The organism is Paenibacillus sp. S29 (assembly GCF_049319765.1).
GTDB classification, from domain to species: Bacteria; Bacillota; Bacilli; order Paenibacillales; family Paenibacillaceae; genus Paenibacillus; species Paenibacillus polymyxa_B.
In genome coordinates this window covers 50,601-76,891 of the sequence record NZ_JBMOUI010000017.1, presented here as the reverse complement: position 1 = coordinate 76,891, position 26,291 = coordinate 50,601, and the positions used below count along the sequence as shown (strand labels likewise).

The 26,291-nt window shown below is 48.4% G+C and carries 25 protein-coding genes; 24 read left to right on the top strand and 1 reads right to left on the bottom strand.

Going from position 1 to position 26,291, the window contains the following annotated elements:
• Nucleotides 1-109 precede the first annotated feature (109 nt).
• From purR to ACL9RM_RS23135, 4 genes are all read left to right on the top strand, one after another.
• On the top strand, nt 110-937 hold the full coding sequence (purR, locus tag ACL9RM_RS23150) for a pur operon repressor (RefSeq protein ID WP_013308122.1): 828 nt from the start codon (nt 110-112) through the stop codon (nt 935-937).
• Between the two features lie 175 nt (nt 938-1,112).
• Entirely contained in the window at nt 1,113-1,400 is a 288-nt protein-coding gene (gene spoVG / locus ACL9RM_RS23145) for a septation regulator SpoVG (protein ID WP_007428016.1), read from the top strand.
• A 345-nt stretch (nt 1,401-1,745) separates the two neighbouring features.
• Nucleotides 1,746-3,143, top strand: coding sequence for a bifunctional UDP-N-acetylglucosamine diphosphorylase/glucosamine-1-phosphate N-acetyltransferase GlmU (glmU, locus tag ACL9RM_RS23140; RefSeq protein WP_250267103.1), 1,398 nt, complete (start codon nt 1,746-1,748; stop codon nt 3,141-3,143).
• A gap of 59 nt (nt 3,144-3,202) precedes the next feature.
• A complete protein-coding gene (locus tag ACL9RM_RS23135; protein WP_013308125.1) occupies nt 3,203-4,156 on the top strand; it encodes a ribose-phosphate diphosphokinase in 954 nt (317 codons plus the stop codon).
• A gap of 68 nt (nt 4,157-4,224) precedes the next feature.
• Here the strand turns inward: ACL9RM_RS23135 and ACL9RM_RS23130 are convergent, their stop codons facing one another.
• The gene (locus ACL9RM_RS23130) at nt 4,225-4,425 is read right to left on the bottom strand and encodes a hypothetical protein (protein WP_023986434.1); all 201 of its coding nucleotides are present in this window, start codon (nt 4,423-4,425) and stop codon (nt 4,225-4,227) included.
• 74 nt (nt 4,426-4,499) lie between these two features.
• On the opposite strand from ACL9RM_RS23130, the gene pth reads away from it, so the two are divergent.
• The 20 genes from pth (at nt 4,500) to ftsH (ending at nt 26,262) form a co-directional block, all read left to right on the top strand.
• Nucleotides 4,500-5,060: an aminoacyl-tRNA hydrolase gene (pth, locus tag ACL9RM_RS23125; RefSeq protein WP_061831840.1), complete on the top strand. Its 561-nt coding sequence runs from the start codon at nt 4,500-4,502 to the stop codon at nt 5,058-5,060.
• Between the two features lie 86 nt (nt 5,061-5,146).
• The gene (locus tag ACL9RM_RS23120; protein WP_013308128.1) at nt 5,147-5,377 is read left to right on the top strand and encodes an anti-sigma-F factor Fin family protein; all 231 of its coding nucleotides are present in this window, start codon (nt 5,147-5,149) and stop codon (nt 5,375-5,377) included.
• Nucleotides 5,378-5,511: 134 nt separating this feature from the next.
• Complete coding sequence (gene mfd / locus ACL9RM_RS23115) at nt 5,512-9,039, top strand: transcription-repair coupling factor (protein WP_023986436.1); 3,528 nt, start codon at nt 5,512-5,514, stop codon at nt 9,037-9,039.
• On the top strand, nt 9,023-10,141 hold the full coding sequence (locus ACL9RM_RS23110) for a peptidylprolyl isomerase (protein ID WP_250259971.1): 1,119 nt from the start codon (nt 9,023-9,025) through the stop codon (nt 10,139-10,141). Before mfd ends, ACL9RM_RS23110 begins: the two co-directional genes overlap by 17 nt.
• A gap of 167 nt (nt 10,142-10,308) precedes the next feature.
• A complete protein-coding gene (gene spoVT, locus ACL9RM_RS23105; RefSeq protein ID WP_023986438.1) occupies nt 10,309-10,851 on the top strand; it encodes a stage V sporulation protein T in 543 nt (180 codons plus the stop codon).
• A 141-nt stretch (nt 10,852-10,992) separates the two neighbouring features.
• Nucleotides 10,993-12,651: a putative polysaccharide biosynthesis protein gene (locus ACL9RM_RS23100; RefSeq protein WP_250259970.1), complete on the top strand. Its 1,659-nt coding sequence runs from the start codon at nt 10,993-10,995 to the stop codon at nt 12,649-12,651.
• 158 nt (nt 12,652-12,809) lie between these two features.
• On the top strand, nt 12,810-14,309 hold the full coding sequence (mazG, locus tag ACL9RM_RS23095; protein ID WP_235306846.1) for a nucleoside triphosphate pyrophosphohydrolase: 1,500 nt from the start codon (nt 12,810-12,812) through the stop codon (nt 14,307-14,309).
• Nucleotides 14,310-14,642: 333 nt separating this feature from the next.
• A complete protein-coding gene (locus ACL9RM_RS23090) occupies nt 14,643-14,915 on the top strand; it encodes an HU family DNA-binding protein (RefSeq protein ID WP_007428028.1) in 273 nt (90 codons plus the stop codon).
• Nucleotides 14,915-15,193 (top strand): RNA-binding S4 domain-containing protein, encoded by a 279-nt coding sequence (locus ACL9RM_RS23085; RefSeq protein WP_016818913.1) that lies wholly within the window; start codon nt 14,915-14,917, stop codon nt 15,191-15,193. Before ACL9RM_RS23090 ends, ACL9RM_RS23085 begins: the two co-directional genes overlap by 1 nt.
• Nucleotides 15,194-15,371: 178 nt before the next feature.
• Nucleotides 15,372-15,656: a sporulation protein YabP gene (yabP, locus tag ACL9RM_RS23080; protein WP_025721693.1), complete on the top strand. Its 285-nt coding sequence runs from the start codon at nt 15,372-15,374 to the stop codon at nt 15,654-15,656.
• Nucleotides 15,653-16,231 (top strand): spore cortex biosynthesis protein YabQ, encoded by a 579-nt coding sequence (gene yabQ, locus ACL9RM_RS23075; protein WP_250267104.1) that lies wholly within the window; start codon nt 15,653-15,655, stop codon nt 16,229-16,231. The genes yabP and yabQ overlap by 4 nt, the downstream gene beginning before the upstream one ends.
• 4 nt (nt 16,232-16,235) lie before the next feature.
• Nucleotides 16,236-16,565 (top strand): FtsB family cell division protein, encoded by a 330-nt coding sequence (locus ACL9RM_RS23070; protein ID WP_013308137.1) that lies wholly within the window; start codon nt 16,236-16,238, stop codon nt 16,563-16,565.
• Between the two features lie 123 nt (nt 16,566-16,688).
• Nucleotides 16,689-17,213 (top strand): S1 domain-containing RNA-binding protein, encoded by a 525-nt coding sequence (locus ACL9RM_RS23065; protein ID WP_014279051.1) that lies wholly within the window; start codon nt 16,689-16,691, stop codon nt 17,211-17,213.
• Between the two features lie 6 nt (nt 17,214-17,219).
• A complete protein-coding gene (locus tag ACL9RM_RS23060; protein ID WP_250267106.1) occupies nt 17,220-17,426 on the top strand; it encodes a hypothetical protein in 207 nt (68 codons plus the stop codon).
• Between the two features lie 292 nt (nt 17,427-17,718).
• The gene (spoIIE, locus tag ACL9RM_RS23055; RefSeq protein WP_250267108.1) at nt 17,719-20,226 is read left to right on the top strand and encodes a stage II sporulation protein E; all 2,508 of its coding nucleotides are present in this window, start codon (nt 17,719-17,721) and stop codon (nt 20,224-20,226) included.
• A 126-nt stretch (nt 20,227-20,352) separates the two neighbouring features.
• Nucleotides 20,353-21,102 carry a VWA domain-containing protein gene (locus ACL9RM_RS23050; protein ID WP_023986444.1) on the top strand — a complete coding sequence of 250 codons (750 nt, stop codon included), beginning with the start codon at nt 20,353-20,355 and terminating at the stop codon, nt 21,100-21,102.
• On the top strand, nt 21,086-22,024 hold the full coding sequence (locus tag ACL9RM_RS23045; protein WP_061831248.1) for a protein kinase domain-containing protein: 939 nt from the start codon (nt 21,086-21,088) through the stop codon (nt 22,022-22,024). The genes ACL9RM_RS23050 and ACL9RM_RS23045 overlap by 17 nt, the downstream gene beginning before the upstream one ends.
• Before the next feature lie 65 nt (nt 22,025-22,089).
• Nucleotides 22,090-23,538, top strand: coding sequence for a tRNA lysidine(34) synthetase TilS (gene tilS, locus ACL9RM_RS23040; protein WP_250267110.1), 1,449 nt, complete (start codon nt 22,090-22,092; stop codon nt 23,536-23,538).
• Nucleotides 23,539-23,585: 47 nt separating this feature from the next.
• Entirely contained in the window at nt 23,586-24,125 is a 540-nt protein-coding gene (gene hpt / locus ACL9RM_RS23035) for a hypoxanthine phosphoribosyltransferase (RefSeq protein WP_025721686.1), read from the top strand.
• 97 nt (nt 24,126-24,222) lie between these two features.
• Nucleotides 24,223-26,262 carry an ATP-dependent zinc metalloprotease FtsH gene (gene ftsH / locus ACL9RM_RS23030; protein ID WP_254327492.1) on the top strand — a complete coding sequence of 680 codons (2,040 nt, stop codon included), beginning with the start codon at nt 24,223-24,225 and terminating at the stop codon, nt 26,260-26,262.
• Nucleotides 26,263-26,291 lie beyond the last annotated feature (29 nt).

Below are 26,291 nucleotides of genomic sequence, written 5' to 3'. Positions count from 1 at the left end.
AAATATTCGGATTTTACTATATCACTTACATTCCGCCAGCAACCGGCCAGTCCGCCGGTGCTTTACTGTACAAAGCGGGCGGCAGGAGAATAGATCGCGAGGAATTGTTGTGAAAAAACTTAAAAGAAGCTCACGATTGGTGGAAATGACGCAATTTTTGTTGTCACGGCCGCATACGCTGGTGCCTCTTACTCATTTTGCGGATCGCTACGGGGCAGCTAAGTCCTCCATAAGCGAGGATCTGGCCATCATCAAGGAAGTTTTTGAGGATGAGGGCACTGGCGAGCTTCTGACACTGGCGGGAGCGGCAGGGGGCGTGAAACTGATCCCGAGGCTTTCCAAGCAGCATGCGCTTGCGTTTGCGAACGACCTGTGTGCGCAACTAGAGCAGCCTGACCGCATATTACCGGGAGGATACCTGTATTTGTCCGATTTGCTGGGCCAACCTGCGATGATGAACGAAGCAGGTAAAATATTCGCGACCGCTTTTGCCAATCGTCAGATTGATGTGGTTATGACGGTGGAGACCAAGGGTATTCCACTTGCCTATGCAACCGGAGCACAGCTGAATTTGCCAGTCGTTCTCGTACGGCGTGATCATCAGGTGACAGAAGGCTCGGCTGTAAGTATTAATTATGTTTCAGGATCACAAAAGAGCCTGCATACGATGTCTTTATCCAGACGTGCGATGCGTGAGAAATCGCGTGTGCTCATCGTAGATGATTTTATGAAGGCCGGTGGCACGATTCAGGGGATGGTCGACTTGCTGGCTGAGTTTGATGCTGAGGTGGCCGGTGTAGGTGTGCTGGTAGAATCGGGCGAGGTGGAGAACGAAGAGCGCCTGCTGCACGATTATATTTCACTGGCGAATCTGACCGCAGTCGATTCTCGAAGCAAGCAAATTACGGTCAAGCTGGGCAATTATTTTGATGAGTGAACAGGGCAGTAAATTGTCACAATCCATCATAAAATACCTAAATATGTCGAAAAGAAATCTTTTCAAAAAAATTACCTGAATTTAGGATACGAATTACCGAAAAAAAGAAGGATTTCGAACTGCTGTGTGGAATGTATACACCAAGTCCTATTTGGAAAAAGGTGGTGAAACACACATGCAGATTACGGATGTTAGACTCCGCCGAGTGAACTCAGAAGGAAGAATGAAGGCGATTGCATCCATTACGATTGATAACGAGTTTGTTGTTCATGACATCCGAGTTATCGACGGTAATAACGGGATGTTCGTAGCTATGCCAAGCAAACGAACTCCAGACGGAGAGTTTCGCGATATCGCTCATCCGATATCTTCAGGAACCCGTGAGAAGATCCAAGCTGCTGTATTGACTGAGTACGAACGTGCAGCTGTGGATGAAGAAGTTGCTATTGAAGAAGGCGCTTAATTCGCCTAAAGCAGGATTGGGGTACAAAAGAAAAAGAGAGCCACTAACTGTGGCTCTCTTTTCTTTTTGTCTGGAATGAGATATATTCTTTAGTGAGTTAACAGTCAGTTTTAAGGCAACTTGGAGCCATCCGGGCTGCCGAAGCGGCTTTTTCATAAGACAGGGACTAGGCAGCGATGCGTCCCGGGGATGAATGTCCAGCACAAGCTGGCCTGAAAAAATAGCCATTAACCAAAGGTTCGCCGTTATTTTTCAGGAGGATTGTGAAAAGTTAAGCAAAATCTGATCTGGGAATTAACGTTTTAGCCAAGGGGTAACTGTTATTTTCAGGATAGGAGGTTGGACTTGTTGGAAAGGTTGGCAGTCATTCTTGCCGCAGGGCAGGGAAAACGTATGAAATCCAAATTATATAAAGTTCTGCATCCGGTGTGCGGAAAACCGATGGTGGGGCATGTGCTCGACACGGTTCGTGAAATCGGTGTGTCCCGAAGTGTAGTCGTCGTGGGTCATGGAGCAGAGGCGGTACAGTCTTATTTGGGACCGTCGGCAGAATATGCGCTTCAGGCTGAGCAGTTGGGAACGGGCCATGCTGTCAAGCAAGCCAAGGACTTGCTCGGTCAGGAAAAAGGTACAACCATTGTCATTTGTGGGGATACTCCTTTGATCACAGCGGAAACGCTGGAGGGCTTGGTGCAACTGCACGAGAGCCGTGGGGCGGCTGCGACGATTCTGACCGCTGAGTTGGACGACCCGAAAGGATATGGACGAGTTATTCGTGATGCTTCCGGGGCCGTGCTCAAGATCGTGGAACAGAAAGATTGTTCACCTGAGGAAGATGCTGTCCGGGAGATCAATACGGGAACGTACTGCTTTGACAATGCCAAGCTGTTTGCAGCGCTGGACAAGGTAACGAACACCAATGCACAGCAGGAATATTACCTGACAGATGTCATTGGTATTTTGCATGGTGAAGCTGAGCAGGTTGAGGCGTATTTGACAGATGATGTGTCTGAATCCATCGGTGTTAACGACAGAGTGGCTTTGTCGATAGCTGAGGGCTATATGCGTGAGCGCATTGTTCGCAAGCATATGCTGAATGGTGTCACTGTCATTGATCCGTCTTCTACCTATATCGGGAGCGAGGTTGTTATTGGTTCCGATACGGTACTGTACCCGAACACATGGCTGCATGGTCAAACACAAATCGGAGAAGATTGTGTGATTGGTCCACAGGCTGAGATTCAGAATACGATTATCCATTCAGGCGCAACGGTAAAACATTCGGTGTTGAACGAAGCGGAAGTGGGAAGCAGTACATCTGTGGGGCCGTTTGCTTATCTGCGTCCAGGCGCGAAGCTTGGCGAACATGTGAAAATTGGTGATTTTGTTGAGGTGAAAAATGCGACCATTGGAGATCATTCCAAGGTGTCTCATTTGAGCTATGTCGGTGATGCCAAGGTGGGTACAAACGTAAATATTGGCTGCGGGGCAATAACGGTCAATTATGATGGATATAATAAATCCATTACAGAAATTGAAGACGATGCCTTTATTGGCAGCAACGTGAATCTGATCGCCCCGATTAAGATTGGAAAAGGTGCTTATGTTGTAGCAGGCTCCACTGTAACACATGCTGTCCCTGATAACGATCTGGCCATTGCCAGACCACGTCAAGAGAACAAAGTCGGATATGCGGACAAAATCCGCGCACGTGCCAAAGCGAAGAAGAAAAGATCGGAATGACCTTAATCAGCAAGCTGTTGAATCTGTAATGAATGAACCAGCACGGAGGGTTTCTATTAATGACTTATTGCGATTCCAAACTCAAAATATTTACTTGTAACTCCAATCCGAAGTTAGCCCACCAGATTGCGGACTACATCGGCATCCCAATGGGGGAATCCCATACCACATCGTTTAGTGACGGTGAAATCCAGGTTAAGCTGTCGGAAAGCGTACGCGGCTGCCATGTGTATATTGTGCAGTCAACTTGTCTGCCGGTTAACGACAACTTGATGGAGTTATTGGTTATGATTGATGCACTTAAACGCGCTTCTGCCAAAAGTATCAATGTCGTTATGCCATATTACGGTTACGCTCGTCAGGATCGTAAAGCTCGTTCACGCGATCCGATTACAGCGAAGCTTGTCGCTAACTTGATTGAAAAAGCGGGAGCTCACCGCGTAATCAGCATGGATTTGCATGCGATGCAGATTCAGGGATTCTTTGATATTCCAGTAGATCATATGTTGGGAGCGCCAATTCTGGCCCAATATTTCCGTTCCAAGCAAATTGAGAACCCGATTGTCGTTTCACCCGATCATGGCGGGGTTGTTCGTGCGCGTAAGCTGGCAGACTTCCTGAGTGCGCCGCTCGCTATTATTGATAAGCGTCGTCCAGAGCCAAATGTCAGTGAAGTGATGAACATCATCGGGAACATTGAGGGTAAAACGGCTATTTTAATTGATGATATTATTGATACAGCCGGAACGATTGTATTAGGTGCAAATGCGCTTAAAGAAGGCGGCGTAAAAGATGTGTATGCGTGTTGTACACATGCTGTGCTGTCCGGTCCTGCTATGGAAAGACTGGAGAATTCGCCATTAAAAGAGGTGGTTGTGACGGATACAATCCCGATCGTTCACCCGAATCCGACAAGCAAGCTGAAGGTATTGTCTGTGGCTCCATTAATGGGAGAAGCTATCATCCGTGTGCATGAAGAATTGTCGATCAGCAAACTGTTTGAAATCGAATAAGCGCTGGCTCATTAAAAAAGGGGTTGCCTTTTCCATATGGAAAAGGTAACCCCTATCAGCATGTCAGGCTAAAAGCCTGGGCGAGATATGAATGTGAAACGTTGACGATTGTATAGTGTGTCCTCTATTTCGACGAAATGCTCATTAAAACGCGCAACGATGCCAATCTGAATATGTACATTCCCGTCATAGATCTGGACAGGAACGGAATGTTTTAAATGATATAGAAAATGGCTGTCATATAAGAGGATATCACCTTGATTGAGCATACCGGCACGCACCTTCCTATTCAATACAACTATTTTACCAAAAAATCAAGACTGCGAAAGAGGGTGTCAAAGTTATGAAGTGGATTGTAGGATTGGGCAACCCCGGTCCCCAATACGAGAAAACGAGACATAATGTCGGATTTATGGCATTGGATGCTCTTGCCTCGCGTCATAACATCCAGATTAACCAAAGCAAATGCAAGGCGTTGATTGGAGAGGGTCACATTGGTGGCGTAAAAACCGTACTGATTAAGCCAATGACCTATATGAATCTATCAGGCGAGTCTTTACGTGCTTATATGGACTATTATAAGGCCGATATGGAAGATCTGATTGTCGTGTACGATGATCTGGATACAGAAGTCGGTAAAATAAGATTGCGTTATCAAGGTAGCGCAGGCGGTCATAACGGCATTAAATCGATCATTCAGCATACCGGCACGCAGTCCTTCAATCGGATTCGTATGGGCATTTCCCGCCCGGAGCCTGGACATGCTATTGTCGATTATGTTCTGGGTACCTTTCCCAAGAAGGAAAAAGAATTACTGGCCGGAATGATCGAGGACACGTGCAACGCCTTAGAACACAGCTTGAGTCATCCGTTTGAACGGACGATGGCTGAATTCAACAAGTAAGTTCAGACGTAGGCAGACGGGCTTAAATGGAAGATTGTTGGACATACTGAAAGGTATAGAAAACTTTCAGGAGGCATATACATTACATGATTGTTAATTATGTATGCAGACATTGTCGAACTTTCTTGGGACGAATTGATTCCGCGGCAATAACCGAAGAAAGGTTGGGCTTCCATTCCTTGACCCCTGCCGAACGTAGAGATATAATAGCGTATAATTCGGGTGGTGAAGTGACCGTCAAAGTCATTTGCGAGCATTGCAGTCAGGCATTGGAGAATAATCCAGAGCTGAGTCTGCTCGTTAATCCGCTCCAATAACAGGTATTCAACTGGTAGGATGTACCAGCTTGAGAGGTGAAGCGGCAATTCCGCTTATGGAGCCTTGGCAGCATTGCTGAGGCTTCTTTTTCGGTTTACATGTAACTATTTATAAGCATAAAGGGGTGCCTTTTTTGTTACAAGCACTTATTCAGGCTTTTACGAAGGATGCTGATTATGCATCCATTGCAGCAGGTATTTCATCAGGGATGAAGGAACAACTGATATCAGGTTTATCAGGCTCTTCCCGACAGGTACTGATGGCCGCGCTTGCCGAAGATACCGGACGACCGTTAATGGTCATGACGCACAATATGTTTGCCGCTCAAAAAATAGCAGATGACTTACAGGAAGCGCTTTCTCCTGATCAGGTTTTATTGTATCCTGCTAATGAGCTGGTAGCTGCTGAAGCTGCAATATCCAGTCCAGAGACATTGTCCCAACGAATTGATGTATTGATACGCTGCGCCCAGGGTTTTCGTGGGATTGTTGTCGTGCCGTTTTCTGGTGTCCGACGTTTACTGCCAATCCCGGAAACATGGCGTGAGGCTCGTATTGAGCTGAAAGAAGGCGAAACGATTCAGCTGGAAGCGTTTTTGCTACATATGGTCGAGATGGGCTACCAGCGTGTAGAGCGTGTGGAATCACGTGGAGAGATGAGCGTACGCGGAGGAATTATTGATTTTTATCCGATGACAACCCGGTGGGGCTATCGTGTGGAGCTGTTTGATGATGAAATCGATTCGATCCGTAAGTTTGATCCGCAAGATCAGCGTTCGGTGGAAAAGGTTCAGGACGTTACCGTAACACCGTGTAAGGAAGTTATTGCGAATAACCAGCGTATGGACCAGGCGGCGGATGCCGCTGCTATTTTGCTGGAGGAGCAGCTGGGCAAAATGACGGATCGTCAAGCTAAGCAGCACCTGAAAGAAGAGATTCATCGTGAAATTGAGTTACTGCGAGAGCATGTGTATTTTGACGAAATCTATAAATATATCTCCCTGCTGTATCCTGAACGTAAAACCCTAGCAGACTATATGCCGGAAGATACGATTCTGATTATTGACGAACCGGCACGTATGCTGGAAACAGCCAAGCAACTGGAACGGGATGAGTCAGAATGGAATCTGCATTTGCTTCAAAACGGTAAAACGTTACCGCAGCTAGAACTGTCAGATGACGCGGACAATCTGCTGTACAACCGGAGATTTCAGACGTTGTTCCTGTCGATTTTTCTCCGTCAGGTTCCTCATACCCAGCCACAAAATATTTTGAATTTCATCTGCCGAGGAATGCAGGATTTCCATGGCCAAATGAATGTTCTCAAGGCGGAGATGGATCGTTGGCGCAAAGCCGGCACACAGGTTATGATGCTGGCAAGTGGAGATGAACGTCTGGACCGGATGCGCCGAGTGCTTGAAGATTACGGTATTGATGAGCCGACGATGGCTATCGGCAATCTGCAAAGCGGTTTTGAAATGCCGTCTATTCATCTGGCAGTCATTACCGAGGGCGAGATGTTTTCCCAGAAGCAGCGGAAAGCTCGTAAGCAGGGTCGGCATGTGGACAATGCAGAACGGATTAAGAGCTATAGCGAGCTGAAGGTGGGCGACTACGTCGTACACCAAAATCACGGGATCGGGAAGTACATGGGGATCGGCACGCTGGAGGTTGGCGGTATCCATAAGGATTACATGCATGTCCTCTACGCGGGTGGAGATAAGCTGTCTGTGCCGATTGAACAAATTGATCTGATTCAGAAATATGTCGGCTCAGAGGACAAGGAACCCAAGATTTATAAACTGGGTGGCAATGAGTGGACACGGGTTAAAAGTAAGGTGCGCAGCTCGGTTCAGGATATTGCGGATGACTTGATTAAGCTATATGCAGAACGACAGTCGGCACCAGGGTTTGCTTTTGAAAAGGATTCACCGGAGCAACAAGAGTTTGAGGATATGTTCCCGTATGATGAGACACGTGACCAGATTCGGGCCATTGAAGAGATTAAGAAGGATATGGAGCAGAGCCGCCCGATGGATCGTTTGCTATGCGGTGATGTAGGTTACGGCAAAACTGAAGTTGCCATTCGTGCTGCTTTTAAGTCTGCTATTGAAGGCAAACAAGTAGCGGTGCTGGTACCGACGACGATTTTGGCACAACAACACTATGAGACATTCCGTGAACGTTTTTCAGGGTATCCGTTCAATATTCAGGTATTGAGCCGTTTCCGCTCGCGCAAAGAGCAGAATGAGACGATTAAAGGGGTCCGGCAAGGCACGGTCGATATTGTCATTGGTACCCATCGTCTGTTGTCGCAGGATCTGGTGTTTAAGGACCTCGGAATGCTGATTGTCGATGAAGAACAGCGATTTGGCGTAACTCACAAGGAAAAGCTGAAGAAGCTGAAAACGAACGTAGATGTGCTGACGTTAACGGCAACACCTATTCCGCGTACGTTGCATATGTCCATGCTGGGTGTACGTGACTTGTCAGTCATTGAGACGCCACCGGAAAACCGTTTTCCAGTGCAAACCTATGTGGTTGAGCACAGCCAAACTCTAGTTCGTGAGGCCATTGAACGCGAGATGGCACGCGGTGGACAGGTGTACTACCTGTATAATCGCGTGCAGGGTATTCAGGAGATGGCTGCAGAGATCAATGCGCTCGTACCGGAGGCCAAGGTGGGCGTGGGGCACGGACAGATGTCCGAAACCGAACTGGAGAAAACGATTTTGGATTTCCTGGATGGCGAATACGATGTGCTGGTCAGCACCAGCATTATCGAAACCGGCGTGGATATTCCAAATGTGAATACACTCATTGTGCATGATGCCGATAAAATGGGGCTATCTCAGCTTTATCAGTTGCGTGGGCGTGTAGGTCGTTCCAATCGGATTGCCTATGCTTATTTCACGTACCAGCGGGATAAGGTGCTCACGGAAGTGGCGGAGAAGCGCCTTCAGTCGATTAAAGAATTTACGGAGCTCGGCTCCGGGTTCAAGATTGCAATGCGCGATTTGTCCATCCGTGGAGCGGGTAACTTACTTGGCGCTGAGCAGCATGGTTTCATCGCATCCGTCGGTTTTGATCTCTACTCGCAGATGCTGGCTGAGGAAATTAATAAACGTAAAGTCAGCGTACTTGGAGAAGAGGATCAGTCCAATCGGAATTGGAGTACGTCGATTGATTTAGGCGTCGATGCTTACTTGCCAGGAGACTATATTTATGACAGCATCCAGAAGATTGAGATTTATAAAAAGGTTGCAGCGGTCAGCACCTTTGACGAGGCTTCCGAACTGGAGGATGAACTGGTCGACCGATTTGGTGATCTGCCAGAGGCTGTGCGTCATTTGCTAGCCGTGGCTCGCCTCAAGGTATATGGACGCATGTATGGCATCGAGTCCATGGTGCAACGGGATGACAATATAGTGCTGAAATTCCATGAAGGGCGCCAGCAGGCGGTACAGACCGCCAAACTTGCCGAGATTGGCAATCGCTTTGAAAGACGTGTACAATTTGAACAGGGCACTTCTATGAGCGCACGCATAAAGGGCAAAGGTCTAAATGATCCACAGTTGCTAGAACTGCTGGAACAATTTTTGAGTGCATTGAAAGAAGCATTCACATTGAAGGAGGAACTGCAAAATGCCACAACTAAATAAAAGAAAACCTTGGAGAATGCTCTCCTTGGGAATGGCAGCGCTGCTAGCTATATCCGTGCTGGCAGCATGTACGAAGCAAGCGGATGAGAACAAGGTCAAGGATGAACCGAAGGACAACAGCAAGGTTGTCGTGACCTATAAGGGTGGAACCATTACCGAAAATGAGTTCAACCAAGAAATCAGCATGATGAAATTCCTTTACCCGGAATATGAGGCTGCGTTAGCTTCGGATCAGGTACGGGAGCAAATTGTAAAGCAGGAAGTGGTGTACAAGCTTCTGGCGGCCAAAGCGGACGACAAAGCCAAGGAGCAGGGTGCCAAAGAAGGGAACGAACAGCTGGAGCAGTATAAAAAGTCAGTCGGAGAAGATAAGTTCAAGACATTTCTGAGTGATAAAAAACTGACCGAACAAGGTGTGAAAGATTATTTCACGCGTGTAATGACGGTAATCAACAGCGAAACCAACAAAGTAACAGATGATCAGCTAAAACAGGAATTTGAGAAAAATAAAGATCAATTCACGACAGCAACCGTGCGTCATGTACTGATTAACTTCGAAGATCCTAAAACGAAGAAACAGCGCAAAAAAGAGGATACCCTCAAGCTGGCCAAAGAAGTGAAGGCGAAGCTGGATGGAGGAGCGGATTTTGCGACGATTGCCAAGAAATATTCAGAAGACCCAGGTTCTGCGTCTAACGGAGGTCTGTATGAGAATGCATCCGTAGCGCAATGGGTACCTGCTTTTAAAGAGGCCGCTGAGACTCAGCCAATTAACAAAATCGGTGAGCCAGTGGAAACGGAATACGGATATCACGTGATCAAAGTGGAGTCCCGCAATGAGCCAACGTTTGATAAATTGAAAGACAACGAAAAGGCAGCCCTGAAAAATAAATTGGCCGGGGAAAGTATCCAAAACTTTACCGAGAATGATTTGGCGAAACTTGATTTGAAAATCAATCTGCCGAAGGTACCAGCTACGCAAGAGAAAAGCGGTGCAACTTCCGGTGCCGGTAGCACAACTACACCGGGCGCAACAACAAACGGTACAGGCAATACCAACGCAGGAACAGCCAAAGATGGAGCTACAAACGAAGGTAAATAACTGAACATGCATAAGGAATTGGGAACAGATGAATACTATGGTCAGATATCACCATAAACACCATGACCGTGACGTTCTTCGTGACCGCTTCTGGGGGAGTGGAAGCGTCTTTCGATACCGTCAGTAGTTTACTAAATTCTTCTTGAGAAAGTGGGGCAACATGTGAAATGAAAGCTACTGGTATAGTTCGCCGTATTGATGACCTTGGGCGGGTAGTTATTCCAAAGGAAATTCGCCGCACCTTGAGAATTCGTGAAGGAGATCCGCTTGAGATTTTTGTGGATCGTGACGGAGAAGTCATTTTGAAAAAGTATTCACCTATTGGTGAACTTGGTGATTTCGCCAAAGAATATGCTGAGTCCCTGTTTGAAAGCACGGGCCATATTACAATGATTACCGATCGGGACACCATTATTACGGTGGCTGGAGGCTCCAAAAAAGAGTTTCTGGACAAGCCAATCGGTAGCATTATCGAAGGTAGTATGGATAATCGCAAAACTGTGCTGGAGACAGCCAGCGGCTCTTATGAGCTAACGCGAGACCACGAAGAAACACTCTCGTCCTTTGTGGCGGCTCCCATTGTTTCCGGTGGTGATCCCATTGGTTCCGTTGTATTGTTGAACAAGGACGAAAATGTAAAAATGTCCGAAATGGAGATCAAAATGGCTGAAACAGCCGCTGGCTTCCTGGGCAAACAAATGGAACAGTAACATCCCGTTTCACCCCTGTATGACGTACAGAATGGCGAAAGCCGTTCTGCGTTGTACAGGGTTTTTTTTCTTTCCGGGAGAAGAGGCGGTATAATAGGACTCGTGAAAGATGCATATTTCAGGTGGGAGTGAAGACGGAGAATGCAGGAAAATCGCGCCGCTTCGCGGCTGCTACGGGGTGCTGTCATTTTGACACTGGCAGCGGTAGCGAGCAAGCTGATCGGCACAGTGCAAAAAATCCCGCTGCAGAATATCGGCGGCGACGGCGTGTTTGGCATTTATAATACGGTTTATCCTTTCTATACGCTGTTCATTACCATTGCAGCTGCTGGATTTCCGGCTGCAATATCCAAATTTGTAGCTGAGTTTGAGGCAGTGGGAAACCGGGCAGCGGGGCAACGTGTTGCTCGGCTATCTTCGCTTGTCTTGGGTGTCTTTGGATTGATCCTGGGCGTGCTGATGTATACGTGTGCGCCGCTCATTGGTCAATGGATCGACAATGCTCACGTCATTCCGTCGGTGAGGGCAGCGGCGTTTGCCTTTTTGTTCGTGCCGGTTATGGCGGGATTGAGAGGATATTTTCAAGGTTTGCAAAATATGCTTCCGACTGCTATCTCCCAAGTGACGGAGCAGGCGATACGGGTAAGCGTGATGATTATGCTGTTGCTGCTCATGCTGTCACAAGGAGCGGGGGCGGATATGATTGCCGCCGGAGCAGTGTTTGGTTCAGCAGCAGGCGGAGCAGCGGGCTTGGTCGTCATGTTGCTCTATTGGCGAAATCACAGGAAGAGGCTTAGAAGGCAAGGGACGGTCATGGCGACAGTGCAAGCACAAACTGGAGAGCTACACCCAGCGGAAGGCAACGGTGCCTTGCTAAGGGCGCTGCTGCGTTATGCCTTGCCTGTTTGCCTTGGAGCGCTAGCCGTTCCGTTAATTAGTCTGGTAGACACATTTACCGTACCTCGATTGTTAAAGCAGGAGGGTTTGGACGATACTGCGGTTATGGTGGCCTTTGGTGTGTATAACCGAGGTCTGCCGCTGGTACAGCTAGTCATGATGTTTGCCACCACCCTGTCGGCATTATTCATTCCATCGCTGGCTGAGGCGCGGGTGACCGGCGGTACGGAGCTGGCACGTCGCCAGTGCGAGCAATCGCTGCGCTGGTTTTGGCTACTGGGACTAGCCGCTGCGACAGGCTTGATCGTGCTGGCTGTGCCCGTCAATGTGATGCTGTATGCGGACGACACCGGCAGCAGGGTCATGCGCTGGATGGCGCTAACCGCCGTTGGCGGCACGCTCAGCATCATCTCGGCTGCGCTGCTGCAAGGGCTTGGCGCGGTTCGCGCGCCGGCTCTGGCGATGCTCGCGGCTGCAGTAGCCAAGGCGCTGCTAAACTGGCTGCTCGTGCCGCAGCTAGGGACGGCTGGAGCCGCCATTGCGGGGGCTGTCGCCTATCTGCTGGCGGCGGTGATCAACATCGTGCTGCTGGCTCGCTTGGTAGGCCTGCGTGGGAGCTGGTCCGCCAGCGTGCTCAAGCCGGCGGCACTGCTTATCGCCCTGGCTGGTGCGGCCGGGGCGGCGATGTGGGGCACCAGCGCTGTGCTGGGTGCCTTGGGATGGGCTGCCGGAGGTCGTGCCACGGCAGCCGCGGAGAGCCTGCTGGGCGTAGCCGCAGGCGCCGTAGTGTTCGTGATCGGCCTCGCACGCTTGAGGCTGATCACGGAAGCCGAGCTTGTGGCGGTGCCCAAGCTCGGACGCCCGCTGGCAGCTGTGCTGCGCAGGCTGCGTGTACTGGCTTAGCCCAGGCATAGGGCTTAGGGCGTGAAAGCGGCACAGCCATTTTATGAGCCTATACCACTTTGTGGTATAGTAAATGCCAAAGCAAAGGAAGCGGAAGCGGGTTAGGCCGTGTATTTTTTCGAGCATGAACCTTGTTTCTGCGAAACGGAGGATTGAATATGAGCGTAACATTAACGGTCGTAGGTTTGGGCTCGGGAGACCCGGATCAGCTTACGATAGGGATATTGAACAAAATGCGGGGCGCTTCAGCGCTCTATCTGCGGACCAAGGAGCATCCTGCGGTTCAAGTGCTGAATGAGTTTGAAGTGGCTTTTGAGTCGTTTGACAACGTATATGAGACAAAGGAGTCCTTTCCAGAGGTATACGAGGAAATTACCAGCCAATTAATTACGACGGCTGCTAAGGCGGCAGACGGAAGCGAAATCGTCTATGCGGTTCCCGGTCACCCGATGGTGGCAGAAGCAGCGGTGCAGTTGCTTAAGGAGCGTTGTCCTGCGCAAGGGATTGAACTGAACATTCTGGGCGGCGAAAGTTTCCTGGATGAAGCTTTTGTGCGTCTTGGTTTTGATCCGATTGAGGGTTTCCAGCTGTTGGACGCAGGTACACTGGATGCCAGCTGGCTCCAGCCTCAGCTGCATACGCTGATCGGACAGGTGTATGACACCTTCACGGCATCTGATGTGAAGCTGTGCCTGATGGAGCGATATCCTGACGATTATGAGGTGTATGTCGGTCACGCTCTTGGGGTGGAAGGTGAGGAGGCGGTGCACAAGGTGCCGCTGTACGAGCTGGATCGAGTAGAGGGCTACGGGAACCTATCCTTGGTATACATACCTCGCAGTGAAGATGAGGCGCTGAAACGGCGTTCTTTTGACCGTCTACACGAGATTGTCGATATTTTACGCAGCCCGGAGGGCTGTCCATGGGATCGTGAACAGACACATCAGTCGATTCGCAAAAATCTGATCGAAGAAACGTATGAAGTCATCGAAACGATAGATGAGGACGACCCTGAGCATATGAAGGAAGAACTGGGTGATCTGTTGTTGCAAATTTTGCTGCATGCCCAAATGGAAGAGGAAGTCGGAACCTTCAATGTGTATGATGTAATTCAGGGGTTGAATGATAAGCTTATTTTCCGTCATCCACATGTATTTGGTGACAATCAAGCGAATGATGCGGAAGAGGCGCTGCAAAACTGGGAGCAGATGAAGGCTGAGGAAAAACGGCTTAAAGGCACGACGGCAGCATACCCTTCCGTACTGGATGGGGTTCCACGTGATCTGCCTGCTCTTATGAAATCGTACAAGCTCCAGAAGAAAGCAGCTAAAGTAGGCTTTAACTGGGATAGCATTGAGGGCGTATTTGATAAATTAGACGAAGAAGTGGCTGAGTTGAAGGAAGCGGTTCGTGAAGGGCATGCCGTGGAAGCCCAGTTGCTGGAGTTAGGCGATGTGTTATTTGTTGCCGTGAATGCAGCCCGGTTCATGGGAGTAGATCCAGAAGAGGCATTGTCCGCCACCAATCGCAAATTTGTCGACCGTTTCCAGTATATTGAGCAGAAATTACGCGAGCAGGGGCGTCGTCCCGAAGAAAGCAGCGTAGATGAAATGGAGACTTACTGGCAGGAAGCGAAAAAGCTCCTTGGCAAAGCGTGATTCCACACATTCGCTTTTGGCTGCACAGACCAGTAAAATGAGACATATGCAGGGTTGAAAGAAGGCTCAGTTTGAGGAGACTTGCCAATGGACAGAGTTTTGTAGTAGGATGTTGGCTTAACTGGGGTCGAATAAAAAAACGCCTGTTATTGCAGGATTTTTACGGACAAGCCAGAATAACTTGTAGTAATTCTGAAAATAACTGTAGCTTATAGTTAAGCGTGTTACAGTGACATTCAGGAGGGCTTCGGCCACAGTTGGACCTCACGTCTGCTCCATGAATGGACATGCAGCGTGATGATTATTTTTTGACATTTGGGAGGCTTTTATCTTATGAACAAGACAGATCTGATCAACAATATTTCCAGCAAAAGCGGTTTGAGCAAACGTGACGTTGAAGCTGTATTGAATGGCGTTCTTGGTGAAATTACAGATGCACTTGCTAGCGGTGACAAAGTGCAACTGATCGGCTTTGGTACTTTCGAAACACGCAAGCGTTCCAGCCGTACGGGCCGCAATCCACAAACCGGTAACACGATTGAAATTCCAGAATCGACCGTTCCTGCTTTTAAAGCCGGTAATAAGCTTAAAGAAGCCGTTAACTAATGCGTCTTGATAAATTCTTGAAAGTCTCGCGGCTGATTAAGCGGCGTACGGTAGCCAAGGACGTCTCCGAACAAGGGAGAGTGTTGGTGAACGGACGCGAAGCCAAGCCGAGCAGTGCGGTCAAAGTAGGCGATGAAATTACCGTCCAGTTTGGCCAGAAGCTGGTGACCGTGCGAGTGGAACGGCTCGCCGACACTACACGCAAGGACGAGGCTGCAAGTATGTACACTTTGGTAAAGGAAGAGCCTATTGCCAGGGACAATGGTTTGAACTGGTAAGCAGACATCTGATTTTCTCATAACTGTACATGAAAGCATTCCTTCATTATTTTATGAAGGAGTGCTTTTTTTCTTTAGATGACGAGTTTTCGTCCATCATATGCTGATTAATAGCAAAAGCGGTTCTAAATCATACGGCCCCCTTCATAAGCTAAGAACAGAAGGAGGGGTACATGCCATGATTGAACAAGGGAAGTCCAAGCACCATGATCTGCGCATGCAAAGCCGCAAGCAACTCGATATTTCAGGCGTCAGCAATGTGGAGAGCTTTGACAGTGAAGAATTTTTGCTTCAGACCGAGCTGGGCCATCTCACCATTCGCGGACAACATTTACATATCAAAAACCTCAGTCTAGAAGAGGGGCTGTTGTCCATTGAAGGTCTGATTACTTCCCTCGTCTACCTGGAGCCCGGGGCCCCGGCCAAAAACGGAAAAAGCCTATTCGGCAAGATCTTCAAATGAACCCTTACACGCAATGGCTGACGTTGACGTGGATGCTGTTGTCGGGCGTAGCCATGGGAGTGGTGTTTGACAGCTACCGGGTGCTGTCCATCCGCTTTCATTTTGCCCGCTGGAGCGTTCATATGTTGGACGTGCTGTACTGGGTGGCCTCGGCTTTGTTTATTTTCCGTGTGCTATACGCGAGTAATCGCGGTGAGCTGCGGTTTTATGTCTTTTTAGGACTACTTTTGGGGGTTTGGCTCTATTTTTGGGCCTTTAGTGTTACAACCCAACGTTTTGTGGTAATGTTATTAGAGATAGTTCGCAGACTGACGTTGATCGTGAACAGCATACTGCGCATCCTGATTGTTCTTCCGGTGTTAGCGCTGTATCGGCTGTTACGCAAGCTGGTCGGATGGACATGGGCACTTATTGTGTTCCTGGGAAGGATGCTGATATACATCCTGATGCCGGTTTGGAAGCCGATCCTATGGCTGATCGGTCCGCTCAAAGCGCGCTGGAAGACTCCAGAGTTGCTCGTAAAGCTAGGTATCAGACTGAAAAACACAGCGAAAAGATGGTTTGGAAGGAGGTAGTATCATGCGTAATTCGTCTGTAGATCGCCATTCATCTTCTACGTCCAAGTCCAACGCGGGCGGGCGCAGGCGAATCATGATTTGGTTGCTATCGCTTGCCGCCTTTGGTAGTTGGGCAATTTTTACCTTTTTTTCTCAAGGCATGATTATGGCCGATCGAAGTGAACAGCTCACCCAGAAGGAAAAGCAGAAGCAAGCTGCTACACAAACGGAACAACAGCTTCAAACCGAAGTGAATCGTCTCAAGGACCCTGAGTACATTGGCGAGATTGCCAGAAGCAAGTACGGTCTTTACAAACCGGAAGAGACGCCAATCATCGGAGATCAGAAATAGGAACATTATCGGGCCAATGCTTAGTTGACCTTGGTTCCGCCATTTTGTATAATCAAATCACCACAGCGGGATTTTTTTGCAAAAAAATCGGTTGTATATTTTAAGGGAGGATCATTTTATTCTATGGCAATTGAAGTGGGCACCAAGTTAGAGGGCAAAGTGACAGGCATCACGCATTTTGGAGCATTTGTGGATTTGTCTGGAGGTGTCACGGGTCTCGTTCACATCTCGGAAATCGCCGATAACTATGTTAAGGATGTTAACGACCACCTGAAGATTAATGATGTTGTGACGGTGAAAGTCATTAATGTTGACAAAGATGGCAAAATCGGACTTTCCATTAAGCAAACGATTGACAAGCCGGCAAGTGAAGCCCGTCCCCCAAGAGCTCCAAGACCGGAGCGTACAGGAGGACCAGGCGGAGGCGACCGTTTCGGCGGTGGAGGTTCAGGTCCAAGTCAAGGACGCGGTGGTGGTGGCGGTGGTTTCAACCGCGATCGTGGAGGCCGTTCTTTCAAGCCTGCACCGGGTAAACCTTCATTTGAGGATAAAATGTCACGCTTCCTGAAAGATAGTGAGGAACGCATTTCGTCGCTGAAAAAGAACACCGAAGGTAAACGCGGAGGACGCGGCGCGAAGCGTGTTTAATTCACTTTGACAACCGTATCAATCATACACGGAAAACCGTACAGTCGAGAGACTGCTACGGTTTTTTTGCGTTCTACCGACAACGGATGCGATAAGCAGCGATTGTTGGCGCTGAATCCAGTGGTTAGTCGTACGGGCATTTATGAGATTCGCAATTTTGATGAAGAAGAAAAGAGCTTCGATGCTGGAAAGCGGATGTTTTTTTTGTCGTGAGGACATAATCGTCCGACAAACTCCAACGGTTTTCCGTCTATCTTCTGTGCAAATCGCTAGATTGGACATCAGGATGAACGACATCGAGAGGTCATATAAGGAGTAGCGGGACGTTTCTTCCATCGGCTTCCATACGGGCGTAGCTTGATGTTCAGAGTGATGCTCTGTCCTTTCGCGCAGAACGTTTTTTTGTCGGAAACTTCTTGGAATAAGACGTGGGGTTCTGACAAACTTTCTCAGTCGTTCCGGTTTAAGATAGGAACATCAAATTGATGAATGGGGTGCCTGACGCATGATGGAGAAATGGAACGTGGTACATTTTCCGGGGTTAAAATCTAGAAAGTCCAAATCCAAAGAGCGTACGGAAGGGTGGTATTCCAGACTCAAGAAACGGCTGGATTCACATAAAGTGGTGCAATGGGTAACGGCGCAAAGATGGATGCTGCTATTGTCAGCTATGGGAGTTCTACTGGGACGCGCCACTATTTTGGACGAGCTTTCTCCGTTTGCCCTCGCTTATTTTGCGGTCATAACGTTTCTTCGGCGTGATCTGATGCTGCCTGTAGCTGTATCCGTTGTGTTAGGCAGCCTGTTAGCTCCTTACCCATCGTTATTTATGATTGGTGGCGAGCTACTGGTATTTTATCTCCTGTATCGCGGACTACGAACCTTCGACCGTCTGGAATTATCCTATGCCCCGCTTATGGTTTTCTTGTCGGTGTTTATGGTCAATTTATTTAACGCCGTGATGGCTCCAACTTTTACATGGTATGAGCTTATCATTGTGGGAACGGATGCGGTTCTCAGTTTTATGCTCACGCTGGTGTTCACGCAGGCCATACCGTTGTTTACGTACCGCAAGAAGACAAGCCAGCTCAAGAATGAGGAAATTTTATGTCTTATTATTTTATTAGCCTCTGTGATGACGGGAGCAGTAGGCTGGACTGTTCATTCATTGTCTGTCGATCATGTACTATCGCGATATTTGGTCTTGGTGTTTGCTCTGGTGGGAGGTGCCTCGCTGGGCGCATCGGTCGGTGTAATTACCGGTTTAATTTTAAGCTTGGCCAATATGTCTGCAATTGTGCAGATGAGTTTACTCGCTTTTGCAGGTTTGCTGGCAGGGATGCTGCGTGAAGGGAAAAAGGGTGCTGTTGCGCTTGGGATGCTGCTAGGCTCCTCAATTCTGACGATCTATTTGGACGGAACCGGAGACGTGCTGACGTCAACTTGGGAGAGTTGTGCGGCGATTCTATTATTCTTAATGACCCCAAAAAGTTTCTTTAAAGCGGTTTCTACCTATGTTCCCGGTACGCAGGACCACGCCAAATCTCAGCATGAATATGCCAAAAGGGTCCGCGATCTCACCGCAGAGCGGGTAACGAAGTTTTCCCGTGTATTCAGTCAGCTATCCCGCAGCTTTCACCAGATATCTGCGAGTGAGAGCACGAAGTCGGACGGAGAAATCGAACACTTTATGAATGCGGTGGCAGAAGGGACATGTGCCTCCTGCTTCAAGTGTGAGCAGTGCTGGGACGGCAAGTTTATGCAAACCCATCAGTATATGACGGAAATGATGAGCGCCATTGAGGATAACCCGGATTTGGAGCCGGAGCAGATACCCCCGCAATGGAGCAAGGCATGTGCTAAAACGGGCGCTGTCCTGCAAGTGATGAAGCAGCAGTATAGCCTCTACCAACATAATATGCAGTGGAAGCGCCAAGTATACGATAGTCGTCAGCTTGTTGCTGACCAGCTATCGGGTGTATCACAAATTATGGAGGATTTAGCGCGAGAAATTCAGCGGGAAGGACAGACCATGCATCGGCAGGAGGAGCAAATACGAGAGGCTCTTGATAGACTGGGCTTGTCCATCCAATCCATCGAGATTATTAACCTGGATGCAGGTCAGGTAGAAATCGAGATTGTCCATGCCTATACAAGGGGATTTGATGAATGTCGGAAAATCATTGCTCCACTTCTGTCGGACATACTGGACGAGCATATAGCTGTGATGCGCGAAACGGAGGCAGATCGCCGCCAAGGCTTGGCTACAGTCATGTTCGGCTCCGCTAAAACGTATGAGATTGCTACAGGGGTAGCTAGTGCCGCCAAAGGAGGCGATTTTTTCTCAGGAGACAGCTACAGCATGATGGAGCTAGGGAACGGGACTTTTGCAGTCTCATTAAGTGATGGTATGGGGAACGGAGAGCGCGCGCAGCAAGAAAGCAGTGCAGCACTTAACATTTTGGAGGAATTACTGCAATCGGGTATGGACGAAAAGTTGGCGATCAAGTCGGTTAACTCTGTCCTGATGCTGCGATCACCTGAAGAAATGTATGCTACGGTCGATATGGCGCTGATTGATCAGTACACGGCCCAGACAACTTTTATGAAGATTGGGTCTACGCCGAGCTTTATTAAAAGAGGGGAGGAGGTCATCCCTGTATCTGCCAGCAACTTGCCGATTGGCATTATACAGGATATTGAAATTGATTTGGTATCACTGCAGCTCCAGCCGGGCGATATTCTCATTATGATTACAGACGGTATATACGACTCACCGGGTTACGCGGTTAATAAGGAAATATGGATGAAACGCATGATTCAGGAAATTGAAAGCGAAGATCCTCAGCAGTTGGCCGACTGTTTGCTAGAACGGGTTATTCGATACCAGCAAAATCAAATCTATGATGATATGACTGTAGTTGTTAGTAAAATCGACCACTTCCGCCCAGAATGGGCAACTCTCCATGTACCTGGCATGAGGTGGTTGGAACGTCCACGGACGGTTAGCTAAGCCGACATTGCCCGGGAAATTCCTTACCCATTTTTAAAAATCCGCATCCTTCGTTTGAATCGTTCCGGATTAGGCAAAGATAGAATCTATCGGGATAGATTAAGAGGAAGCGGAGGTCAAAAAACGATGAAGCAAATTTTGATCATTACAGACGGATGCTCAAATGTAGGTGTTAGTCCAGTCATGGCGGCTGCCCAGGCTTTACGGGAAGGTATTACAGTGAACGTCGCCGGAGTCATAGATTATGGAACTATTGGCGAGCTTGGAAGTGCGGAGATTCAAGAAATTGCTAAAGCAGGGGGAGGGTTTAGCCAAATCGTAGGGACAAAACAGTTGGCGCAGACCATGCAGATGATGACGCGAAAAACGGTGGTTCAAACCATTCAGCAGGCGGTTAATAGAGAGTTAACGCACATTCTGGGTGAGGGTGGCGCCAAACATATCGGTGAACTTCCTCCGGCCAAACGAGCCCAAGTGGTTGAGGTGATGGATGAACTGACAGAAACAAGCACCCTGGAGATTGCTTTGCTCATTGATGCAAGTGCGAGCATGAAGCCCAAGCTGCCTGCTGTAGAGGACAGCATCCGCGATTTGCTGCTCAGTTTACAGTCCAGAAGCGGACACAGCCGTATATCTGTATTTCATTTTCCGGGCGGTAAAATGGGAGAAGACGCAGTCATGGATATCGGTTGGACCTCTGAGCTTAACCAGATCAAATCGATATTTGGACGCTTGCGGATGAAAGGGGCAACACCGACAGGTCCTGCCATTTTACAAGTGATTGATTATTACCGATATGTTACACTAGGAGAACAGAAAGATCTGGAAGAATCCTATGGCAAAGGAGAAGGGATGCTCGGTGACTACGTCGTCTGATCCCGTTCTTGCACCCGGAACGGTCATCAAGGGCAAGTGGAAGCGGAGCAGCTATGTCATCCAGCGCTTGCTGGGCCGGGGAGCGAACGGAACTGTATATTTGGTAAAAGAAGCACAGGCCGATCGGCAATTTGCTCTGAAAATGGGGAAGAACACGCTTGATCTGCAATCGGAGATTAATGTGCTGACCACATTGCAGTCTCAGGGGACTCAGGCCGCCCTTCAGCGAAATGGAAATCCTTCCTTTTTGTTCGAGGTGGATGATGTAGTGTTACGCAGCGGAGAAATCCCCTTTTATGTTATGCGATATGTTAAGGGTGATCCGCTTCATCGTTTTGTGGCAGCCAAAGGGCCGGAATGGTATGGTGTGGCTGGAACCGGTATACTGAATCGTCTGGCGGATCTCCATCAGGCAGGATGGGTGTTTGGCGACCTGAAGCCGCAGAATATTTTGGTCAATGCCTATGGAGAGGCTGAATTAATTGACTACGGCGGGGTGTCTCTTGCTGGTCGGAGTGTTAAACAATTCACAGAGTGGTATGATAGGGGATTCTGGAATGCTGGCAGCCGAAATGCTGATTCCCAGTATGACCTGTTTGCCTTCGCTCTTCTAACGATTCATATATTGGAGAGCGAATCATTAAAGACCGCTGCGAGTAGGCTGCCACAGCTGCGGAATACGGCAGAATTGACGGTCATCATTCGCCGTAGCCGTGTATTGCGCCCCTATGCCGAATGGCTGCTGGGTGCAGTGCGTGGAGAATATTCCGATACTCGTGCAGCGGCCCGATCTTGGTCACGTTTGGCTTCCGCACATGTCAGGCAATCGTCGGTCAAAAAAGGGAACCCACGCTGGCTGGGATATGCTTTCACGGTATCGCTTTTGCTGCTTGCCGGAGCGCTCTGGATTGCGTTAAGGTAGCAGCAGACTTACATAAGATAACAGATGATCATCATTTTTACGGTCGGGAGAAAAGAGGGTCGTGAATGGGAACAACAAAACCGACCGGTGTTGTGCAGGAAGTGCTCGCCTTGGCGCGAGATCATTCACTGTGGAGCCCCGGAGACCGCATTGTGGTTGCTGTATCCGGTGGGCCGGATTCGGTGGCCCTTTTGCACATTTTACATGAAATATCCGTTATACATATGCCTTTACAACTCGTCTGCGCTCATGTTCATCATGGCTTCAGACCAGAGGAATCGGATGCGGAGGCTGAAGAGGTACGCAATATTGCCCAAAAGCTTGAACTTCCATTTGAAATGACTCGGGTGGATGTACCCGCTTATATGAAGGAGAGCGGGAAGGGGCCACAGGAAGCAGCCCGCGAGCTGCGCTACAGCTTTTTACATGATATGGCTACAAAGTGGGAAGCACAGCATATTGCAATGGCTCACCACGGCGACGATCAAGCCGAAACGGTTCTCTTGCACTTGCTACGTGGTAGCGGCCCAGCAGGTTTGGCAGGTATGCGTTTGGCGCGCAGGGAAAAAAATGTGCAACTCATTCGCCCGCTGCTACGTATGTACAAGGCTGACCTGATTGAGTTTTGTAACTTTTATGATCTTTCCTATGTGATAGACAGCACTAATTTATCATCCAAATACCGTCGTAACGCCATTCGCATGGATGTGCTTCCTTTTTTGGGGCAATATAATGAGCGACTGACACCGTCCCTAAACCGGCTGGCCGAAACGATGGCTGACGAAAATGACTTTATGGAGGCATCCACGCTGTCGGCATACGAGAAAATGGTGCGCTTGGATAATGGCAGGTACATGTTTCCCATCGCTTCATACCGTAAGCTATCCGTTGCTTTACAACGGAGGTTGATTAAACTAATATTAAATTATCTGCCTTCGGACAGTGAAAATTTTGATTTTCGTAAAATTGAGACCGTTCGACTAAGACTTCTCCAAGAGGCATCGTCTACATGGAGTTTGGACTTGGGAGGCGGTGCGGTTGGAGTCCGCGAATATGACCAGGCGGTTTTGTTTGACCGTACGCAAGTCGTTATGGGCGAATGGTGCTATGGACTAAGTGTATTGCCTCTTTCCGGTGAGCTAGAGTTGCCTGAGGCAGGTGGTATACTTCGGTGGCGAAGGGCTTCCTATTCGGATGCGGACCATCCGGCGAATAAGGAGGAAGCGTGGTTCGACGCAGATCAATTGAGTCTGCCTTTGACTGTACGCTCGCGATTACCTGGAGATACCATGTATGTAATGGGATTAAACGGAAGAAAAAAGGTTAAAGATATTTTTATTGATGAAAAAATACCTCCTTCAATGCGTTCCGTTACTCCCATCGTCTGCGACCACGCTGGAGCTATTCTCTGGATTCCGGGCGTACGACGTTCTGTACATGCCGCAGTGCAAAAGCACACGTCTTCGGTTATATATATGTCATGGCAAAGACGAGAGAGTCCGGGGCACCGGTAATTGCGCAGGAACGGCTTTCATAGTATAAACTTAGGAGGTTTACACCGTTGCAAAATGATATTCAGGAAATATTGATCAGCGAAGAAGAAATTCAGAGTAAAATTAAGGAATTGGGTGCACAGCTCAGCGTGAAATATGAAGGTAAAAATCCATTGGTGATTTGCGTACTGAAAGGTGCGTTTATCTTTATGGCTGATTTGGTTAAAACCATTACAGTGCCGTTGGAACTTGATTTCATGGCTGTATCAAGTTATGGAGCATCCACAAAATCCTCAGGTATCATCAAAATCATTAAGGATTTGGACGCATCTGTGGAAGGACGCGACGTTCTGATTGTCGAAGATATTATCGACAGCGGCCTGACGCTGACGCATTTGATTGAATTGCTTAAAAACCGTAATGCCAATTCGGTATGTGTCGTAACCTTGTTCGACAAGCCTGCACGCCGGACAGTTAATCTTGAAGCAGATTATACTGGATTTACGCTTCCAGATGCGTTTGTTGTCGGCTATGGTCTGGACTATGCCGAGCACTACCGGAACCTCCCATACATAGGGATTTTAAAGCCGGAAATCTACACCAGCTAATCTCAGCCTCCAGTCCTAGGACTAAATAAGGCCCTTTGTTGAGAAGGACTTACAGGCTATGGTAAAATAACTTAAGTGTCTCGAGAGGAGGTAGGGGATGAATCGGTTCATCCGGAATTCTGGTTTTTATTTGATTCTTTTTTTAGTTGTGGTGGGTATCGTTCAGTTTGTTAGCAACAGTAACGAAGCCTCCGATCTCCCTAGATATGACCAATTACGGCAAGAGGTTAAAGCTAATAACATCTCTAAAGTAACGGTCCAATTTGACGGTTACGCCTATCTTGTAACCGGTGCATATAAGAAGCAGCCGGCTAATGCTAAATCGACCAATTTTTCCGTATATGTTCCACCAACGGATCAAGCACTAAGTGAACTGGTGAATGCCAGCGAAACGAACGGGTTTGAATACGTGCAGAAGAAAATGGAAGGCGAAAGCATTTGGCTGACGTTTTTGACTTCTATCATTCCTTTGGTGATCATGTTCCTGTTGTTCTTCTTCCTGTTTAATCAGGCACAGGGCGGTGGCGGCAAAGTTATGAACTTCGGCAAGAGCAAAGCCCGTCTGTATAACGAAGAGAAGAAGAAGGTTACGTTCGAGGACGTGGCAGGGGCTGACGAAGAGAAGCAAGAGCTTGTCGAAGTCGTAGAATTCTTGAAGGACCCACGCAAGTTTGCAGCTGTGGGCGCTCGTATTCCAAAAGGTGTTCTGTTAGTGGGCCCTCCAGGTACGGGTAAAACACTCTTGGCGAGAGCTGTTGCAGGCGAGGCCGGAGTACCGTTTTTCAGCATCTCGGGTTCTGATTTTGTAGAAATGTTCGTCGGGGTCGGTGCTTCCCGTGTTCGTGATTTGTTCGAGAATGCGAAGAAGAACGCACCTTGTATCATTTTCATTGATGAGATTGATGCCGTTGGACGTCAACGTGGCGCCGGATTGGGTGGCGGACATGATGAACGTGAGCAGACGCTCAACCAATTGCTCGTAGAGATGGATGGATTCGGCGCAAACGAAGGTATCATCATCGTAGCGGCTACAAACCGTCCGGATATCTTAGACCCGGCGTTGCTTCGTCCAGGACGTTTTGACCGTCAAATTACGGTTGACCGTCCAGATGTTAAAGGCCGTGAAGCAGTATTGTATGTACATGCTCGCAACAAGCCATTAACGAAGGATGTTAAACTGGACGTAATTGCGAAACGTACAACAGGCTTTACGGGCGCTGATCTGGAAAATCTGTTGAACGAAGCTGCCTTGTTGGCGGCTCGTCGTAACCGCAGAGATATTTCGATGCGAGAAGTAGATGAAGCTATCGACCGTGTTATCGTAGGTACAGAAAAACGCAGCCGCGTAATCAGTGACCGCGAGAAACGAATTGTTGCTTATCATGAAGCAGGCCATACGATTATTGGTTTCTTCTTGGAAAATGCCGACATGGTTCACAAGGTAACGATTATTCCACGTGGACGTGCAGGCGGATATGTCATCATGCTTCCGAAGGAAGACCGCATGTTGACAACTAAGCAGGAATTGCTGGACAAAATCACTGGATTGTTGGGTGGACGCGTATCCGAGGAACTGTTCATTGGTGAGATCGGAACGGGAGCCTATAGCGACTTCCAGCAAGCGACAAGCATTGCACGCAGCATGATCGTAGAATATGGTATGAGTGAGAAGCTTGGTCCGATGCAGTTCGGTACTTCACAAGGCCAAGTATTCCTTGGACGCGATATCGGTCATGAGCAGAACTACAGTGATCAGATCGCTTATCAGATTGACCAGGAGATGAATCGCTTCATCACTGAGTCTTATGAGCGTGCTAGAGAACTCCTGACCAAGTATTCCAAAGAGGTTCATTTGATTGCTCAAACCTTGCTGGTAGAAGAAACTCTGGAACTTGAACAAATCAAACGTTTGATCGAGACAGGTTCTTTGGATGGTGGCGCAACGGAGGGAGAAGGAACACCAGAAAATGGTGAGCCTGTGATCGACAACATTGGAGACGTCCGTGTACGTATTCAAGGTAAGGATGACGAGCCTAAGAATACAACGGATCAACCGAATGATATCCCTAATCTGAAAAAGCCAGAGGATGATAACAATTCGGGCAACTCCGGTGGTACTCCACCGACAACACCCTAATCATCCGATGGATAGTTGAATAAGCGTAT

Coding starts and splice junctions, on each gene's coding strand:
- spoVG (WP_007428016.1), top strand. CDS start 1,113: ATGCAGATTACGGATGTTAGACTCCGCCGAGTGAACTCAGAAGGAAGA.
- ACL9RM_RS23135 (WP_013308125.1), top strand. CDS start 3,203: ATGACTTATTGCGATTCCAAACTCAAAATATTTACTTGTAACTCCAAT.
- ACL9RM_RS23130 (WP_023986434.1), bottom strand. CDS start 4,425: ATGCTCAATCAAGGTGATATCCTCTTATATGACAGCCATTTTCTATAT.
- pth (WP_061831840.1), top strand. CDS start 4,500: ATGAAGTGGATTGTAGGATTGGGCAACCCCGGTCCCCAATACGAGAAA.
- ACL9RM_RS23120 (WP_013308128.1), top strand. CDS start 5,147: ATGATTGTTAATTATGTATGCAGACATTGTCGAACTTTCTTGGGACGA.
- ACL9RM_RS23110 (WP_250259971.1), top strand. CDS start 9,023: ATGCCACAACTAAATAAAAGAAAACCTTGGAGAATGCTCTCCTTGGGA.
- spoVT (WP_023986438.1), top strand. CDS start 10,309: ATGAAAGCTACTGGTATAGTTCGCCGTATTGATGACCTTGGGCGGGTA.
- ACL9RM_RS23100 (WP_250259970.1), top strand. CDS start 10,993: ATGCAGGAAAATCGCGCCGCTTCGCGGCTGCTACGGGGTGCTGTCATT.
- mazG (WP_235306846.1), top strand. CDS start 12,810: ATGAGCGTAACATTAACGGTCGTAGGTTTGGGCTCGGGAGACCCGGAT.
- ACL9RM_RS23090 (WP_007428028.1), top strand. CDS start 14,643: ATGAACAAGACAGATCTGATCAACAATATTTCCAGCAAAAGCGGTTTG.
- ACL9RM_RS23085 (WP_016818913.1), top strand. CDS start 14,915: ATGCGTCTTGATAAATTCTTGAAAGTCTCGCGGCTGATTAAGCGGCGT.
- yabP (WP_025721693.1), top strand. CDS start 15,372: ATGATTGAACAAGGGAAGTCCAAGCACCATGATCTGCGCATGCAAAGC.
- yabQ (WP_250267104.1), top strand. CDS start 15,653: ATGAACCCTTACACGCAATGGCTGACGTTGACGTGGATGCTGTTGTCG.
- ACL9RM_RS23070 (WP_013308137.1), top strand. CDS start 16,236: ATGCGTAATTCGTCTGTAGATCGCCATTCATCTTCTACGTCCAAGTCC.
- ACL9RM_RS23065 (WP_014279051.1), top strand. CDS start 16,689: ATGGCAATTGAAGTGGGCACCAAGTTAGAGGGCAAAGTGACAGGCATC.
- spoIIE (WP_250267108.1), top strand. CDS start 17,719: ATGATGGAGAAATGGAACGTGGTACATTTTCCGGGGTTAAAATCTAGA.
- ACL9RM_RS23050 (WP_023986444.1), top strand. CDS start 20,353: ATGAAGCAAATTTTGATCATTACAGACGGATGCTCAAATGTAGGTGTT.
- tilS (WP_250267110.1), top strand. CDS start 22,090: ATGGGAACAACAAAACCGACCGGTGTTGTGCAGGAAGTGCTCGCCTTG.
- ftsH (WP_254327492.1), top strand. CDS start 24,223: ATGAATCGGTTCATCCGGAATTCTGGTTTTTATTTGATTCTTTTTTTA.